The 14,513-nt window shown below is 65.0% G+C and carries 10 protein-coding genes; 6 read left to right on the forward strand and 4 right to left on the reverse strand.

The window, feature by feature from the left end; translation table 11 throughout:
• Window positions 1-734: hypothetical protein (locus ACEWFR_RS18145; protein ID WP_374062383.1), on the reverse strand; the 734-nt coding region annotated here is incomplete at its 3' end.
• Between the two features lie 3 nt (window positions 735-737).
• Entirely contained in the window at window positions 738-2,279 is a 1,542-nt protein-coding gene (glpK, locus tag ACEWFR_RS18150) for a glycerol kinase GlpK (RefSeq protein ID WP_374062384.1), read from the reverse strand.
• Window positions 2,280-2,584: 305 nt separating this feature from the next.
• Between glpK and glpA the strand changes: the two genes are divergently transcribed.
• The 6 genes from glpA to ACEWFR_RS18180 all read left to right on the forward strand — a co-directional run bounded on the left by glpA (window position 2,585) and on the right by ACEWFR_RS18180 (window position 10,589).
• Window positions 2,585-4,303 carry an anaerobic glycerol-3-phosphate dehydrogenase subunit GlpA gene (gene glpA / locus ACEWFR_RS18155; protein ID WP_374062473.1) on the forward strand — a complete coding sequence of 573 codons (1,719 nt, stop codon included), beginning with the start codon at window positions 2,585-2,587 and terminating at the stop codon, window positions 4,301-4,303.
• Window positions 4,304-5,617, forward strand: a complete 1,314-nt coding sequence (gene glpB / locus ACEWFR_RS18160; protein ID WP_374062385.1) for a glycerol-3-phosphate dehydrogenase subunit GlpB — start codon at window positions 4,304-4,306, stop codon at window positions 5,615-5,617.
• Window positions 5,614-5,808, forward strand: coding sequence for a hypothetical protein (locus tag ACEWFR_RS18165; protein WP_374062386.1), 195 nt, complete (start codon window positions 5,614-5,616; stop codon window positions 5,806-5,808). The genes glpB and ACEWFR_RS18165 overlap by 4 nt, the downstream gene beginning before the upstream one ends.
• A complete protein-coding gene (locus tag ACEWFR_RS18170) occupies window positions 5,805-7,253 on the forward strand; it encodes an anaerobic glycerol-3-phosphate dehydrogenase subunit C (protein ID WP_374062387.1) in 1,449 nt (482 codons plus the stop codon). The genes ACEWFR_RS18165 and ACEWFR_RS18170 overlap by 4 nt, the downstream gene beginning before the upstream one ends.
• Window positions 7,253-8,419 (forward strand): Cdc6/Cdc18 family protein, encoded by a 1,167-nt coding sequence (locus ACEWFR_RS18175; RefSeq protein WP_374062388.1) that lies wholly within the window; start codon window positions 7,253-7,255, stop codon window positions 8,417-8,419. Before ACEWFR_RS18170 ends, ACEWFR_RS18175 begins: the two co-directional genes overlap by 1 nt.
• A 97-nt stretch (window positions 8,420-8,516) precedes the next feature.
• Window positions 8,517-10,589, forward strand: coding sequence for a hypothetical protein (locus tag ACEWFR_RS18180; RefSeq protein ID WP_374062389.1), 2,073 nt, complete (start codon window positions 8,517-8,519; stop codon window positions 10,587-10,589).
• An 84-nt stretch (window positions 10,590-10,673) separates the two neighbouring features.
• Here the strand turns inward: ACEWFR_RS18180 and ACEWFR_RS18185 are convergent, their stop codons facing one another.
• Window positions 10,674-10,808 (reverse strand): hypothetical protein, encoded by a 135-nt coding sequence (locus ACEWFR_RS18185; protein WP_255291454.1) that lies wholly within the window; start codon window positions 10,806-10,808, stop codon window positions 10,674-10,676.
• A gap of 676 nt (window positions 10,809-11,484) precedes the next feature.
• Window positions 11,485-14,406, reverse strand: a complete 2,922-nt coding sequence (locus ACEWFR_RS18190) for an oligosaccharyl transferase, archaeosortase A system-associated (protein WP_374062390.1) — start codon at window positions 14,404-14,406, stop codon at window positions 11,485-11,487.
• Between the last annotated feature and the right edge of the window lie 107 nt (window positions 14,407-14,513).

The raw sequence follows: 14,513 nt of genomic DNA on the forward strand, positions 1-14,513 counted from the left end.
GTCTCGAGCCAAATGAAGCCGCCGAGGATCCCGCCGACGATGCCGATGGCGGTGACGCCCGCCCACTCGTACTGGTGTGGCAGCCAGGGTTCGGTCGCCAGCCGCTCGGTCTCGGTCCCGCCGTCTGCCGCCACGCGCTTCTCTTCGTGCTCGAACGGCGACATGTCGAGGATGCTCGAGCCGCCGACCCTGCCGACGAGCGGGTAGCCGAAGGCGAGTCGAGCCAGGAACGCCGTCGCCACGACCGAGAGCGCGATGTTGTCCGTCGGGAAGCCGACTCCGCCCATGATCCGGGTGAAGAGCATCCCCACTGCGCCGAAGATCGCACCGACCGCGAGGATGTCGGGCTTGGTCCCGAACGCGTACAAAATGTTCTTCCCGAAATGATAGTCCCAGTCGTCTGGTTCCATCTCGGGGTACTTCCGGCCGGCGTACGCCGTCGCGGCCACGCCGCCGGCGAAGGCGATATGGGGACCGGTGACCGCGCCGAAGCCGATCGTCCCGGTGATGCCGGTCGCGATGGTACCGGCACCGACGGCATCGAGTCCGCCGAGTTCGCCCTCGAGGACGGCCAGCCCCTCGCCGAGGAAGACGACGAACCCCGTGAAGACGAACGCGGGCAGCGCCCCGAGGGCCGCGCCGAACGCGCCGCCGGCGAGGGCGGCAATGAGCAGGACGACGAACGGCTCGAGTTCCATCCCGATGACGGGTATCTGAAACAGGGGCTGGAACATGGGTTACTCCTCCGCGTCTTGCGCCCAGTCGCGCGATCGGTCGACGGCGTCGGACCAGCGGTCGTAGCGCCGATCGGCGTCGTCCCGGTCCATCTCGGGTTCGAACTCGGCGTCGACCTGCCAGTTGCTCCGCAGCTCGTCGGGATCGCTCCAGTAGCCGACCGCGAGTCCGGCCGCGTAGGCCGACCCCAGCGCCGTGGTCTCGTCGACGACGGGGCGAACGATCTCCGAGCCGATGATGTCCGACTGGAGCTGACAGAGGAAGTTGTTCTTGACCGCGCCGCCGTCGACCTTCAGCGAGCGCATCTCGATACCCGAGTCGGCCTCCATCGCCTCCGCGACGTCGCGCGTCTGGTAGGCGATCGACTCGAGGGTCGCGCGAACGACGTGTTCCTTGCGGGTGCCCCGCGTCATCCCGACGATGGTGCCACGTGCGCGCTGGTCCCAGTGGGGCGCGCCCAGTCCCGTAAAGGCGGGAACGACGTAGACGCCGTCAGTCGTGTCGACGCTGCGGGCGAGCGACGCCGTTTCGGCTGGGTCGTCGATCAGCGTCATGTCCTCGAGCCACTCGATCGCCGCGCCCGTGACGAAGATCGACCCCTCGAGCGCGTACTGAACCGCCTCACCTGAGCGCTGGAAGCCGATCGTCGTCAGCAGACCGTGATCGCTCTCGACGGCCTCGTTCCCGGTGTTCATCAGGAAGAACGAGCCGGTACCGTAGGTGTTCTTCGCGTCGCCGGCGTCGAAACAGGTCTGGCCGAACAGGGCCGCCTGCTGGTCGCCCAGCGCACCCGCGACCGGAATTTCGGCCTCGAGGAACCCGTCGGGGTCAGTCGACCCGTACGTTTCGTCGTCGCTCGAGGGGCGGACCTCGGGCAACATCGCCTCGGGGATCGAGAACTCCGCGAGGAGGTCGTCGTCCCACGCGAGATCGTGGATGTTGTACAGCATCGTCCGCGAGGCGTTCGTGACCTCCGTGATATGCTCGCCCGTGAGGTTGTAGATCAACCACGAGTCAATGGTGCCGAACAGGACCTCCCCCTCTTCCGCGCGGTCGCGGATGTCCTGTGGACGGGATCGTTCGAGTTTGATCGGATCGGCGTTGTCGAGCAGCCACTCGGCTTTCGTCGCCGAGAAGTAGGCGTCGGCCTCGAGGCCGGTCTTGTCGCGGATGGTTTCGACCATTCCGTCGTCCTCGAGCTGTTCGACGCGGTCCGTCGTCCGGCGGTCCTGCCAGACGATGGCGTTGTGAACTGGCTTTCCGGAATCGGCGTCCCACAGCAGTGTCGTCTCCCGCTGGTTGGTCACCCCGATGGCCTCGAGCCGGTCGGGACCGATATCCGCCTGCCCGAGCGCCCGTCGGATGACCTCTTTGGTGTTTTCCCAGATTTCCATCGGGTCGTGTTCGACCCAGCCGGGTTCCGGATAGATCTGTTCGTGTTTCTGGTAGGCGTTCGCGACGACCTGCCCTTCGTGATCGAAGACGATGAAGCGGGTCCCGGTCGTTCCCTGGTCGACCGCACCGACGTACGTGGATTCTGTCACTCGTATTCACCCGGTGTTGTGTCGCCACGCGACGGTTTACTATTGGTCGCGTGATACCGGTAAACAATTTTGACGACCATTATAAACGTTTCTGAACGTGTCATAAAATGGTATAGAAGTACTAGTAGGGCGGGAACCCCGTAATAACGGCCCAGATTCGGGAATACGACGGGTTCGAAGCCGTCGGTCTGGTCGCCTGATCGCGTCGTCCCGCCGTGGACGAGCCGACCTGCACAGGAATTTACGGGCGTTTGGCTACCACCGATAAAATAATGGGTGGGGTGATCGTAGATGCGGACGAAGGGATGGCAACCGATACGGAGGTCCTCGTTCTCGGCGGCGGCTCGACCGGCTGCGGTATCGCCCGCGATCTGGCGCGCCGCGGCCTCGAGGTCACGCTCGTCGAGCGAGGAACCCTCACAGACGGAACGACCGGCCGGATGCACGGCCTGTTGCACAGCGGTGGGCGGTACGCGGTGTCCGACCGGGCCAGCGCGCGGGAGTGTATCGAGGAAAACGAGGTGCTCCGGGAGATCGCGGGCCACTGTGTCGAGGAGACCGGCGGCCTGTTCGTCCAGCGACCCGAGGACCCGGACGACTACTTCCGCGAGAAACTCGAGGGCTGTCGTGAGTGTGGGATCCCCGCTCGCGTACTCTCGGGCGCGGAAGCCCGCGAGGTCGAACCGCATCTCGCGGCGGACGTGAAGCGAGCGATCGAAGTCCCCGACGGCGCGGTCGACCCGTTCCGGCTCTGCGTCGCGAACGCGATCGACGCCGAGACCCACGGCGCGCGGATCGAGACCCACGCGGAAGTGGTGGACCTCTTGCGCGACGGCGACGACATCTACGGCGTCGAGGTGCGCCACGAGTCGGGACCGGGGAAGCGAACGCACGCGACAGCCGGGACGACCGAGGAGATCACCGCCGACTACGTCGTCAACGCGACCGGCGCGTGGGCCGGCCAGATCGGCGCGATGGCCGACCTCGAGATCGCGGTCCGGCCCTCCAAGGGCGTCATGACGATCATGAACGTCCGGCAGGTCGACACGGTGATCAACCGCTGTCGACCAAAGGGCGACGCCGACATCGTGGTTCCCCACGAGACGACGGCGATCCTCGGGACGACCGACGAGGAGGTCTCGGATCCGGACGACTACCCGGAAGCGGGGTGGGAGGTCGATCAGATGATCGACACCCTCTCGGAACTCGTCCCGATCCTCGAGGAGGCTCGAACGATCCGCTCGTTCTGGGGTGTCCGCCCGCTGTACGAGCCGCCGGGAACCGGCACCGAGGACCCGACCGACATCACACGGGACTTCTTCCTGCTCGATCACGCCGACCGCGACGGCGTCTCGGGGATGTCGAGCATCGTCGGCGGCAAGTTCACCACCTACCGGGCGATGGCCGAGGAGATTTCCGACCACGTCTGCGAGAAACTCGGCGTGACCGCCGCCTGTACGACCGCCGAGGAACCCCTGCCCGGCAGCGAGAACATCGAAACGCTCGAGGCAGGCATGGACGACTTCGGACTGCGCTCGCCGGTGGCCCGCCGGAGCAAGCAACGGTTGGGAAGCCGAGCGCGTGACGTACTCGAGACGGACGAGCCGAACCCGGTGCTCTGCCAGTGCGAGGGGGTGACGCGCGCGGAGATTCGAGACGCGGTCTCGCAGTCGGGCTCGGATCTGAACGCGGTTCGGATCCGGACGCGAGCCTCGATGGGGAACTGTCAGGGCGGCTTTTGCTGTCAGAATATGGCGAACGAACTCCATCCCGAGTACGACGAGGAGACGGTCCGCGAGGCGCTGGACGACCTCTTTCAGGAGCGCTGGAAGGGCGAGCGTCACGCGCTGTGGGGCGAACAGCTCTCGCAGGCGATGCTCAACTACGCGCTGCACGCGACGACGATGAACCGGGACTGCGATCCCGCGAGCGCGGACGCGGATACGGCAGCGGTCGATTTCGCGGCCTTCGACGGCGGTCGGACCGAGGGGGACCGGGTCGACAGCTCACGGGGGGTTCGATAAATGGCGATCGAGGACGATGTCCTCGTCATCGGCGGCGGACTTGCCGGGACGACCGCCGCGCTCGCCGCAACAGAGCGAGACGGAGACGTGCAAGTCCGGCTGGTTTCGTACAAGCAGAGCACGCTCCGGCACGCGAGTGGGTTGATCGACGTTCTCGGATACACGCCGGCAGGCGACGGCCCGCTCGTGGATCCGTTCGACGCGCTCGAGGGACTCCCCGACGGACACCCCTACGAGCGCGTCGGGAGCGAGGCGGTCCGCGATGCACTCGAGTTCTTTGACGATATCGCGGGCGACGCCTACGACGGGGCCCACACCGATGCGAACGCGCTCGTCCCGACCCACGGCGGAACGGTCAAGCCGACCGCCAGGTATCCGGTTTCGACCGCCGCCGGGCTCGCGAGCGACGACCGCGACGCCCTGCTCGTCGGCTTCGAGACGGTGCCGGACTTCGAAGCGCCGCTGGCGGCGTCACACCTCGAGGCGGCGGGCGTCCCCTTCGAGGCCTGCGGGGTCACTGTTCAGTTCCCCGGCATCGCTCGAGACGACGCGAAAATCACCCGGTACGCGCACCTGCTCGACCACGACGAGTCCGTGGAGACGGCAGCCGGTGAGACGACCGCCCGTGACGCCCTCACCGAGACCGTTCGCTCTCACCTCGAGGGCGAGTCCCGCGTCGGCTTCCCCGCAATCCTCGGCGACGAGCACGCCGACGCGGTCAGAGCCGACCTTGCGGATCGACTCGGCGTCGACGTCTTCGAGGTCCCGATGGGGCCGCCGAGCCTGCCCGGGATGCGACTCGAGGATCGCCTGTACGACGCGCTCGAGGAGCGGGGCGTCCGGGTGACGACGGGGGTTCCGGTGGTCGATTACGAGACCGACGCGGGCGAGACGGCCCCGAACGGTCTCGACCGGATCGATCACGTCGTCGTCGACCGGAACGGCAGCGAGATTCCCCACCGCGCCGACCAGTACGTGCTCGCGACGGGCGGACTGGTCGGAAAGGGCGTGCGATCGGAGCGCGAGCGGGTGTTCGAACCCATCTTCGACTGCCACGTCCCGCACGCGGCGGACCGCTACGACTGGTTCGTCGACGACGTCTTCGGCGACCAGCCCTACGCGCGGTTCGGGCTGCCGGTCGACCGCGACCTCCGCCCGCTCGACGCCAGCGACGAGCCCGAGTTTTCGAACCTCCGGGCGGCGGGAGCGGTGCTCGGCGGCTACGACTTCGCGGCGGAGAAATCGGGCGCCGGCGTCTCGCTCGCGACGGGCTACGTCGCGGGCCGGCGCGCCGCCTCGGAGGGCGAACGATGAGAGACGACGTGTGCGCCTCGAGCGGCGGAATCGACCGACGGCACGCACATGATCGGAGCCGGCCGACCGACACGAGCGGCACGGACGGTACGAGCGGCACGGACGGTACGAACGGCACGGACGATACGAACGGCACGGACGGTACGAACGGAATGGACGGCGACAACCGACTGATTCAGGTAATTCAATGAGCGACGCAGAACGACCGACCGACGACCCAGCGGGCGACGACGAGTTCGAGCCGATTCAGGTCTTTCCCGAGGCCGAGGAGATGGACCTTCGGCCGGGTGCGGACGACTGCTACAAGTGCTCGACCTGCGATACGAACTGTCCCGTCGCCGAGGTAGACGACGAGTTCCCCGGGCCGAAGTTCCAGGGCCCCGAGCAGTGGCGGCTCAAGCGCCAGGACGATCACGACATCGACGACTCGGTGATGAAGTGCTCGAACTGCATGCGCTGTGACAGTGCCTGCCCATCGGACGTCCCCCTCTCCCAGATGCACAACACCGCTCGAGGGGAGTACGTCGAGGAACAGATGGACACGTTCTCGCGAGAGTACGTTCGGAATCGCATCCTCGCGAACTACCGCCGACTCGCCCCGCTCGGGTCGATGTTCCCACGGACGACGAATTTCGTAATGGGGCTCTCCGCGACGCAGTGGCTGGGCGAGAAACTCCTCGGAATTACGAGCGAGCGGGAATTGCCGGCGTTCGCGACGGAGACGTTTCGGGAGTGGTGGATAAAGCGAGGTGGCAACGCCACCTCGAAAAAGCGAGCGCAGAAGGCGCGAGTCGCGAGGGACTCGGAGAGTCCCTCGGACCGTGCGAGCGGGCAGTCGGCCCGCGAGCAGACAGAGCGAGGCGGTGCACAGGTTCAAAACGACGAGAAGCGCATCGCCTACTTCCATGGCTGCTACGCGAACTACAACACGCCAGAGGTGGCCAAGGCCCTCGTGCGGGTCTACGAACATTTCGGCTACGAGATCATGGTTCCCGACCAGCACTGTTCGGGGACGCCGATGTTCGCCAACGGGATGCTCGAGGACGCGCGCCGGTCGGCCGAGACGAACGTCCGGGAACTCGCCGCGGCGCTCGAAGACGGCGCGGACGTCGTCGCCTCCTGCAGTTCGTGTTCGATGTCGATCCGGCAGGAGTACCCCGAACTGTTCGACTTCGAGGGAACTGAGGATGTCGCCGCGAACACCTGGGATGCCGTCGAGTACCTCCGGGTTCACGAGGACCTCGAGAGCGAACTCGAGGGGACGTCGATCGATGGGGCGCTTGCGGATTCGAACTTCGCCTACCACGCGCCGTGTCACGCGCGGAATCAGGGCCTCGACGGGCAGACGATGGAGGTGCTGGCAGCGATCGACGGCGTCGACGCCCACGATGTCGGCGACTCCTGTTCTGGGATCTCCGGCACCTACGGCTGGAAGGCCGAGAATTACGAAACATCCATGAAAATCGGGTCGGAAATGGTCGACCACATGGAAGATGCGGACGCGGAAACGGGACTCACGGAGTGTCCGACCTGTTCGATGCAGATGGAACACGGGACCGGCTACGAGATCACCCACACGCTCGAGGTGCTCGAGGCGGCGCTGGTCGGAACCGCGACGGAGGCAGACGCGCAGTAATGGACCTTCAGGAGCGAATCGCTCGCCGTCGATCGGCGCGGCAGGGACGACGTATCGTCGTGGATCGCGACCAGCTCAGCCCGGTCGTCCACCGGCCGGAACCGGTCGGTCGAGGCCCCGTGCTGGAGCAACTGCTCGACGCGCTCGAGCCGATCTTCGACGGGGAGCTGCCGCCGCCGGTCGCGATCGTCGGGCCGGCTGGATCGGGCACATCAGCGGTCGTGACCGCGATGTTCGACGCGTTGAACGACCAGTTCGGCGGCTCGAGCCGCGCAATCGAGACGACGACAAGAGGTGGACGAACCGAGCCGGTGACGTGGTTCGTCACCGTCGACGGCCGGCAGGTCGAGAGCCCTTTCGCGTTCTACCGAGCGGTGCTGTCGGGGCTCTCGTCGGAACGGGTTCCCGAGAGCGGCGTGGGCACTGACGACCTCCGCGACCGTCTCAGCGACAGGCTGTCCCGTCCGGATCGGCGTGCCGTCGTCGCGATCGACCACCACGACGAGCCCGAGACGCTCGGGGTCGGTCGCGTCCGCGAACTGCTGGCACCGGTCGCGGACTGCGCCACCGTCGCGGTCGGACGGACCGAACCCGACGATCACCGGGGCGAGACGGTCACCGTCCCGGCCTACCGCGATCACGAACTCGTCGACGTCGTCACCGATCGCGTTTCGACAGGACTCGCGGCGGGCGCGCTCGATCACGGCGCAGTCCGTGAACTGGCCGACTGGGCCGACGGGAACGCCCACGACGCGCTCGCGGCCCTGTTCGGCGCCGCCGTCCTCGCGAGCGAGGACGAGGCCGACCGGATCGAGTCCCCCCACCTCGAGGCAGCGCGGACCGACGTTCCCGACGACGGCGTGCACGTCGCTCGAGCGCTCGCGCTTTCGGCCACCCGGCAACGGGTGTTGCTCGCGCTCGTCGATATCGATCCGAGTGACCGCCCGATCCGCGAGCTAGCGAGCGCTATCGCCGCCCGGTCGTCACTAACCGCCGGAACGGTCACGCGATTCCTCTACGAGCTCGCGGATCGAGGCGTCATCGAACGGGTTCGGTTGTCGTCCCCCGGTCACAACAGCGGGCGGCAACCCAGCACGGTCGAACCGCGGTACCCCACGATCGCGTTCCGATCGCTGACGACGGTCTCGCTTGACGACGCTCCGTGATCGGCGACGCTCCATGATCGACGACGCTCCATGATCGACGGCCGATACAATCATTTTTGACCGTGCGGCGGAATGAGTTGGACGACAACGGGGACACATGACTATCGAGATCGCGGAAACGGCCGACCCGTCCGGGCTCGAGGTATACGATTCCATCGAGCAACGCCGCTTGCAGATCGAAATGCCGGGGACAGTGTCGCTCGATGCGGTCGAGGGGGAGTTCTGTTTCCCGATCGACGAGACGTGCCGACTCGAGACTGACTCGCTCACGTTCAATCAGCTCTACTCCGTCACCGTTCACGACGAAACCGGTCGCACGGAGGCGAGCTTCGACGCCAGTGAAACGGTTCGACTCGAGGAACGGACCCAATTCGTCGGGTTGAGCGGCCCGATCAAGTTGTACTGTCGCATCGACGCACCGGGCACGATCGACATCGGGCTGACGTCGGTCCGGATTTCGACCGATCGAGAAACGACGGTTGGACTCGGTGCGCGGTCACTCCACGACCGGCCGCGGGGGACGATCACCACACCGCCCGACGTCGAATCGATGATGGAGGCCGTTTCCGCGCTTCCGTCCGCTCTCAAAACGACCTCGCCGGAGCGGACGTGGCCGACGCTGCGCGGCCATCCGCCGTTGCTCGAACTCGGCGACCGACTCGAGATTCCCGACGCTATCGATCCACCGGACGGCGAGATCTCACTGACCGTCCCGCGGGAGTACACTTCGGTATATCAGGCCGCTCCGCTCGCGTTCTTCCTCGGGGCGACGATCCGGCCTGGGACTGAGCCGATGCTCGAGACGTCGCGCTTCGAGTACTCACTCTCGACTCCCCGCTCGTTCGAAGACGAGATGGCCCACCTTCTGAAACGATTCTTCTTTCTCGACGCGATCGTCCGTATGGACGGCATGTTCCGGTATGAACTGCTAGAACGGGCCTCGCTCGAGGACGACCTCCCGTTCGACCTCGCGGAAACGTACGACCTGTCGCTTTCTCACCGGCTCAACCGATACCTCGAGGTTCCCTTCGAGGTGATCGAACCCCACGTCCCGCGGTGGCCGCTGACCGCCCACGTGCCATCGGAGCCCGAAAGCGCCTCGTTGCTCCCGTTCATCATCAACGAACTCGGAATCGTCCGCGAGACGCGGGGGCAGACGCCCGAGTCGATCCCGTCTCCGGAGACGACGAGTTCACAACTCGTTCGGTCGGCAACGACGTATCGCTCCCCCTCGGAGCTTCGGGACGAGCCCGAGTTCGTCGCTCCGGCCGTGACGGGCGAGTCCGTCGAACACGCCTGGTTCGGGGGCGGTATTCCCCAGCAGGCCTCGAAGGCGACACTCGAGGCATACCAGAGCCAACTCGAACACAGGAAACCGGTCGAGTCGATCGAACTCCTGCTCGTCTGTAACGACGTTCGGATGATGGACGAACACGACTCGCTCGACGGCAGCTACGGCAATCGGGAGAACCTCCCCTTCGAAATCGACTCGAAGTTCGGCGTCGGTTCCGAGCAATTGGCCGCGCTGCTAACCGACGGCGGCTACGACTTCTTTCACTACATCGGGCACGCGACCGAAGACGGACTCCGCTGTCCCGACGGGGACCTCGACATCCGAACTCTCGAATCGGTTGACCTCGGCGTCTTCTTCCTGAATGCGTGCCGGTCATACGAACAGGGGCTTGCACTCACCCGCCGTGGCGCGTTCGGCGGCGTCAGCACGTACGCCGATGTCATCAACGAGGACGCCGTCACGGCCGGCGAGACCATAGCCAGACTGCTCAACCGCGGCTTCCCGCTTCGGGGGGCGCTCGAAATCGCTCGAGACAACGCCATGCTCGGAGAGCAGTATCTCATCGTCGGCGACGGTTCGACGGATATCGCCCAGTCGGACGGCGGTGCGCCGATGCTCGTCGCGATCGACTCTCGCGACGGGGACGGATACGATTTCTCCGCCAAATCGTACTCGACGAAGGAGTTCAAACTGGGAACCACGACGGCCTCGCCTATCGATTCGGTGTCCGACTGTCACCTCACTCCGAGCCACACGCCGCAGTTGCCGGTCGAGACGATGGAGCTTCAGGAATACCTCACCTGGACGGAGTTACCGGTCGTCGTCGACGACGAGTTACACTGGAACGACGGCATCGGAACGTCGCTACTAAATTGAGAACGAGGGTCTTCGCGACGGCGGGCTCGATACGGTTCAGTTTCTGGTCACGACGGAACGGTTCGAAGCGATTGTCTCCCGATATCAGGGTCCCACTTGGGACATGCTTCCCGCTGCAACCGACCCTGCCTGACTGAGCAGGACGAACAGGGTGAACAGCGCGCCGATCATTCGGGGGTGCTTTGCGAGGTAGTCTTTCATGCTGTTTTTCGCGGACATTGCAATCCAATGGTTGTTTCCAATGGGAATAAATTTATCTAATAGTTACATATAGTAATTATTATGTTTCAACGAGAACGGTTCTCGAAAGGGGAGACGGCGGTCTGATTCCAGTTTTCAGCGGCTAGTCAGCGATAGTTCCGTACTCGATGACAGTGGCGTGTCGTTACAATAATACCACTGATCCGGACCAGCGACAGCCGCGACGGCCACAACTGCCGGCCGTTCGGATGGGCCAACCCGCTGGATCGTCGCCAGCCCCGCACCCGATAACCGGAACGCACGCCGATCGAAGCCGGAGAACCGCGAGCGACGCGGTTCGATACCGCTCGAGGACCCGTCGAACGACGCGGTTCATCCGGCTCACCGCGGCGCTCCTGCCGATCACGAACCCCGCGGTCGAGTCGGTCGCGCAACGATCGATCCGTCGTTCGATCTCGGCAGCCAACGCGATTGCCAGCGCCCCGAGGTTTCGATCGCACCGACCGACGATCGATGCGCGCGTCGCCTTCGAGACGCCGGCCGCGATGTCGGCCGATCCCGTGGAGACCCCCCTCGAGAGACGCCGGGAGAGCCGTTCGCATCGCTCGTGTCGTATTTCGGAGTCGCTCAAAAACGTTCTCAGCTTTCGCACCGATCGAGAACCGAGCCGCGACGTGAAGAACGGACAGCCGCGTTAGTGTGCTCGTTGCGGTGCGACCGGCTCGAGCGCGTTCGCGGTCCCGTTGTCGGCAGTTCCGTCGTCCGACGAGTTGGTTCCGTCCGTGCTTCCGTCGTCGGTCTCGTTGCCGGTCGTTTCGTTACCCGCCGTCTCGTTGCCCGGCGTCTCGTTCCCGGACGGATCCTCGACCTCCTCGAGGTCGCCGGCGTCGACGGTGTCGCCCTCCACCACTGCAGGCTCGGGGACGGCCGTCTCTCCGGTGAACTGCCGCAGTCCCTGTTCGCCGGACTCGAAGACGCTGACGCTGTAGTTGCCGGTCGCCTCGACGCTGCTGTCGGTGTAGCCGTCCTCGACGCCCAGTTCGTTGTTGGTCGCGTACGGGACTGTCACTTCGTAGCTCCCGTCGTCCGCGAGCGACGCCTGCTGTCTGTACGTGAACGTGCGTCCGGTGTCGGTCTCGAGATCGACCGCCACGACAGCCGTGGCGTTAGCAGCGTCGATGTCGTCGGCATCGTCGACGCTGCCGGTGATCGTCGCCCCCTCGACGCGCTCATAAGTTTTCACCGACGAGACGACGTGACCGTCCCACACAGGCCTCCCGAGACCCTGATAGATCTGATTATTGCTGCGGGCCTGTGCGAGCTGCTGTTGGATCGCCTGCGTCTGGTTCGTCCATCCGGAGCCCCGGAGCCGCAGGGAGTAGCGGGGAATGGCCTGTCCGTTGACACCCATGCCGCCGACGATCGCGTACTTGTCGTTCTCGTGGACTAACCGGTAGTGTTCCATCCCGGCCGCATCCTGCAGGTACAACGACGAGAGCGTCGTATTGTCGTAATTCTCGTTTGCGCTCGGTAGTTGTTGCGTCTGGTTCCCTCCAGCCGAGAACTGCTCACCGCTGACGTAGTGGCCGTAGTCGGGGCCGGACCACTGCGTGATCGGACTGAACTTCTGACCGGCCATCTCGTTGTCGATCATCACGTATCGGACGTCCTCGCCCGAATCACTGCCCGAAGTCGCCTGCCGGAGTTCCTCAGTGGAGCGATCGGCAACCGGCTCGCCCGCGGCGATCGCGTCGAGAACCAGTTCCGCCCGCTCCTCGGACTCGGCGGTCAGGTACGTCGACGACGACCGCGCGTTTTGCTGGAACGGGTTCGAGTGCGGAATCCGTTCGGCCTGGGTCGTTATCAGGTGGCCGTAGTCCCACCACGACATGACGCCGTAGGCCCCCTCCGGATACTCGTAGTCGCCGTCACCCGGATTGTACGTTCCGTAGTAGTCGAGCTTATCGGCGTTGTTCGCGCCGCCGTAGTTCCCCGGCGCAGGCGTGTTCTCTTTGAGCCAGTGGTTCGATTCTTCCCAATTCGTCGCGCTCCCGCTCGGACCGGTCTGTTTGCCCTGATCCCACGCAGTCGCCTGCGCGAGCGGTGGCAGGAGCGGTGCAAAAAGGAGCAAAACGACGAGCAAGACGACGATCACCTGATAGGTTTCGACCTGTCTGATGGAATCGAGGCTACTCTCGAGGTCGAGATCGAAGAGGCGGGTGATTTCCGCGACGAACGCCGCGTTGACCACTGCGACCGCGAGCGTGAGGTAGTACATGAAGCGCACCTGCGTCGCGGCCATGCTGATCAGGAACAGCGCCCAGACGATGACCAGCGTGTGCTCGGCGCGGAATTTGCGACCGAGGAGCGGCCGAATCGCGAGGAATGCCAGCCCGGCGAGCATCGTGTAGAATGCGCTCCCGAACTCGGTGAAGACGCGGTCGAAGAAGTTCTCCGGCGGCTGGGCCTCGGCGATGGTGAGGTCAGTGGCCGTCCCGCCGAACGGGAGCATACGACGCGTCGCGTTCCCGATGATCGAGTCGAACAGACTCGGGACGGCGAGCCACATCACGACGAACGTCGCAGCGATGAGTCCGCCGATTGCGACGGGGTAGTATTGGCGCTCGAGGCCGCGATTATTCCATTCGCGTGCGAGCCAGGCCATGAAGACACAGCCGGCGGCCACGAGGAAGGCGAGTAGCGGCTGGAGGAGACCGAAACTCGTCGAACTCATGCTTCCGGGTCGCTCCATGAGCAGGATCGTCAGGATGGCCGTCACGCCGAGGCTCACCGCACCCACGAAGGCGACGTGATCCGGCGAGACACCGCGAAGGTAGTCGAGACAGAGCTGGACGGTGAAGAAGATGGCGAAGATACCGATCAGGAGGATCGCGGACGGCCAGACCCAGATGTAGAGCGTGAGCGCGAGTCCGGCGAGTCCGCTATACAGTGCGGGCCGTCGGAGCGCGTCCCAGTCCTTGTCGACGACCAGTTCATAGATCGGCTTCTCTCGTTCGCCCACGGTGAGCGCGACCATCATCGCGAGGACCGCGATGGACATGAACAGGACCTCGCCGACGTGGTGGTCGAGTTGGCCGACCGTCGATCGAGAGAGGAACTGCCCCTTCGCGAGTGCGAGGACAAGGACGGAGACGACGCCGCCGAGCGTGCCGCCGAGGCGCCGACCCGCGTAGAAGACTGGGATCGCCACGAGTGCGGCCATGACCGGAATCGCGAGCAGCGAGATGGTGTAGAGGGTTTGCTGCGATGGATCACCGAGTCCGACGATCATCGCGACGGTGACGATGAGCTGATCGAACAGCGTGCCGAACTGGCCGACGTAGTTTCCGGTCGGGAACCCCGTCCAGACCTCGTACGGCATCGTGTGCGGGTAATTTTCCGCCGTCCAGTTGATCGTCCGCCAGTGATACCACGAGTCGACTCCCGCCAGGGCGGGCGTTCCGTCCTCGGTGACGAACCGATCGTACGACTGGGTTCGCAACCAGACCATAAACAGCATCACGACCCCGATCACGGGGAGGTGATACCAATCTCGGAACGACTCGAGGACGGACGTTTCGGTCCCGTCCTCGACACGTTCGGTGTCGGTGCTCATTAGGTTGCACCAGACGCAAGTCAAGAATAAGTCTTGTTGTATACTCGCGCGCCTTTGCTATCTCGAGCCCAACCAGGGGTAATTCGGTGATTGTCTTTGATACGTGA

The sequence above is a fragment of the Natrinema sp. H-ect4 genome (assembly GCF_041894845.1).
Taxonomy (GTDB): Archaea; Halobacteriota; Halobacteria; order Halobacteriales; family Natrialbaceae; genus Natrinema.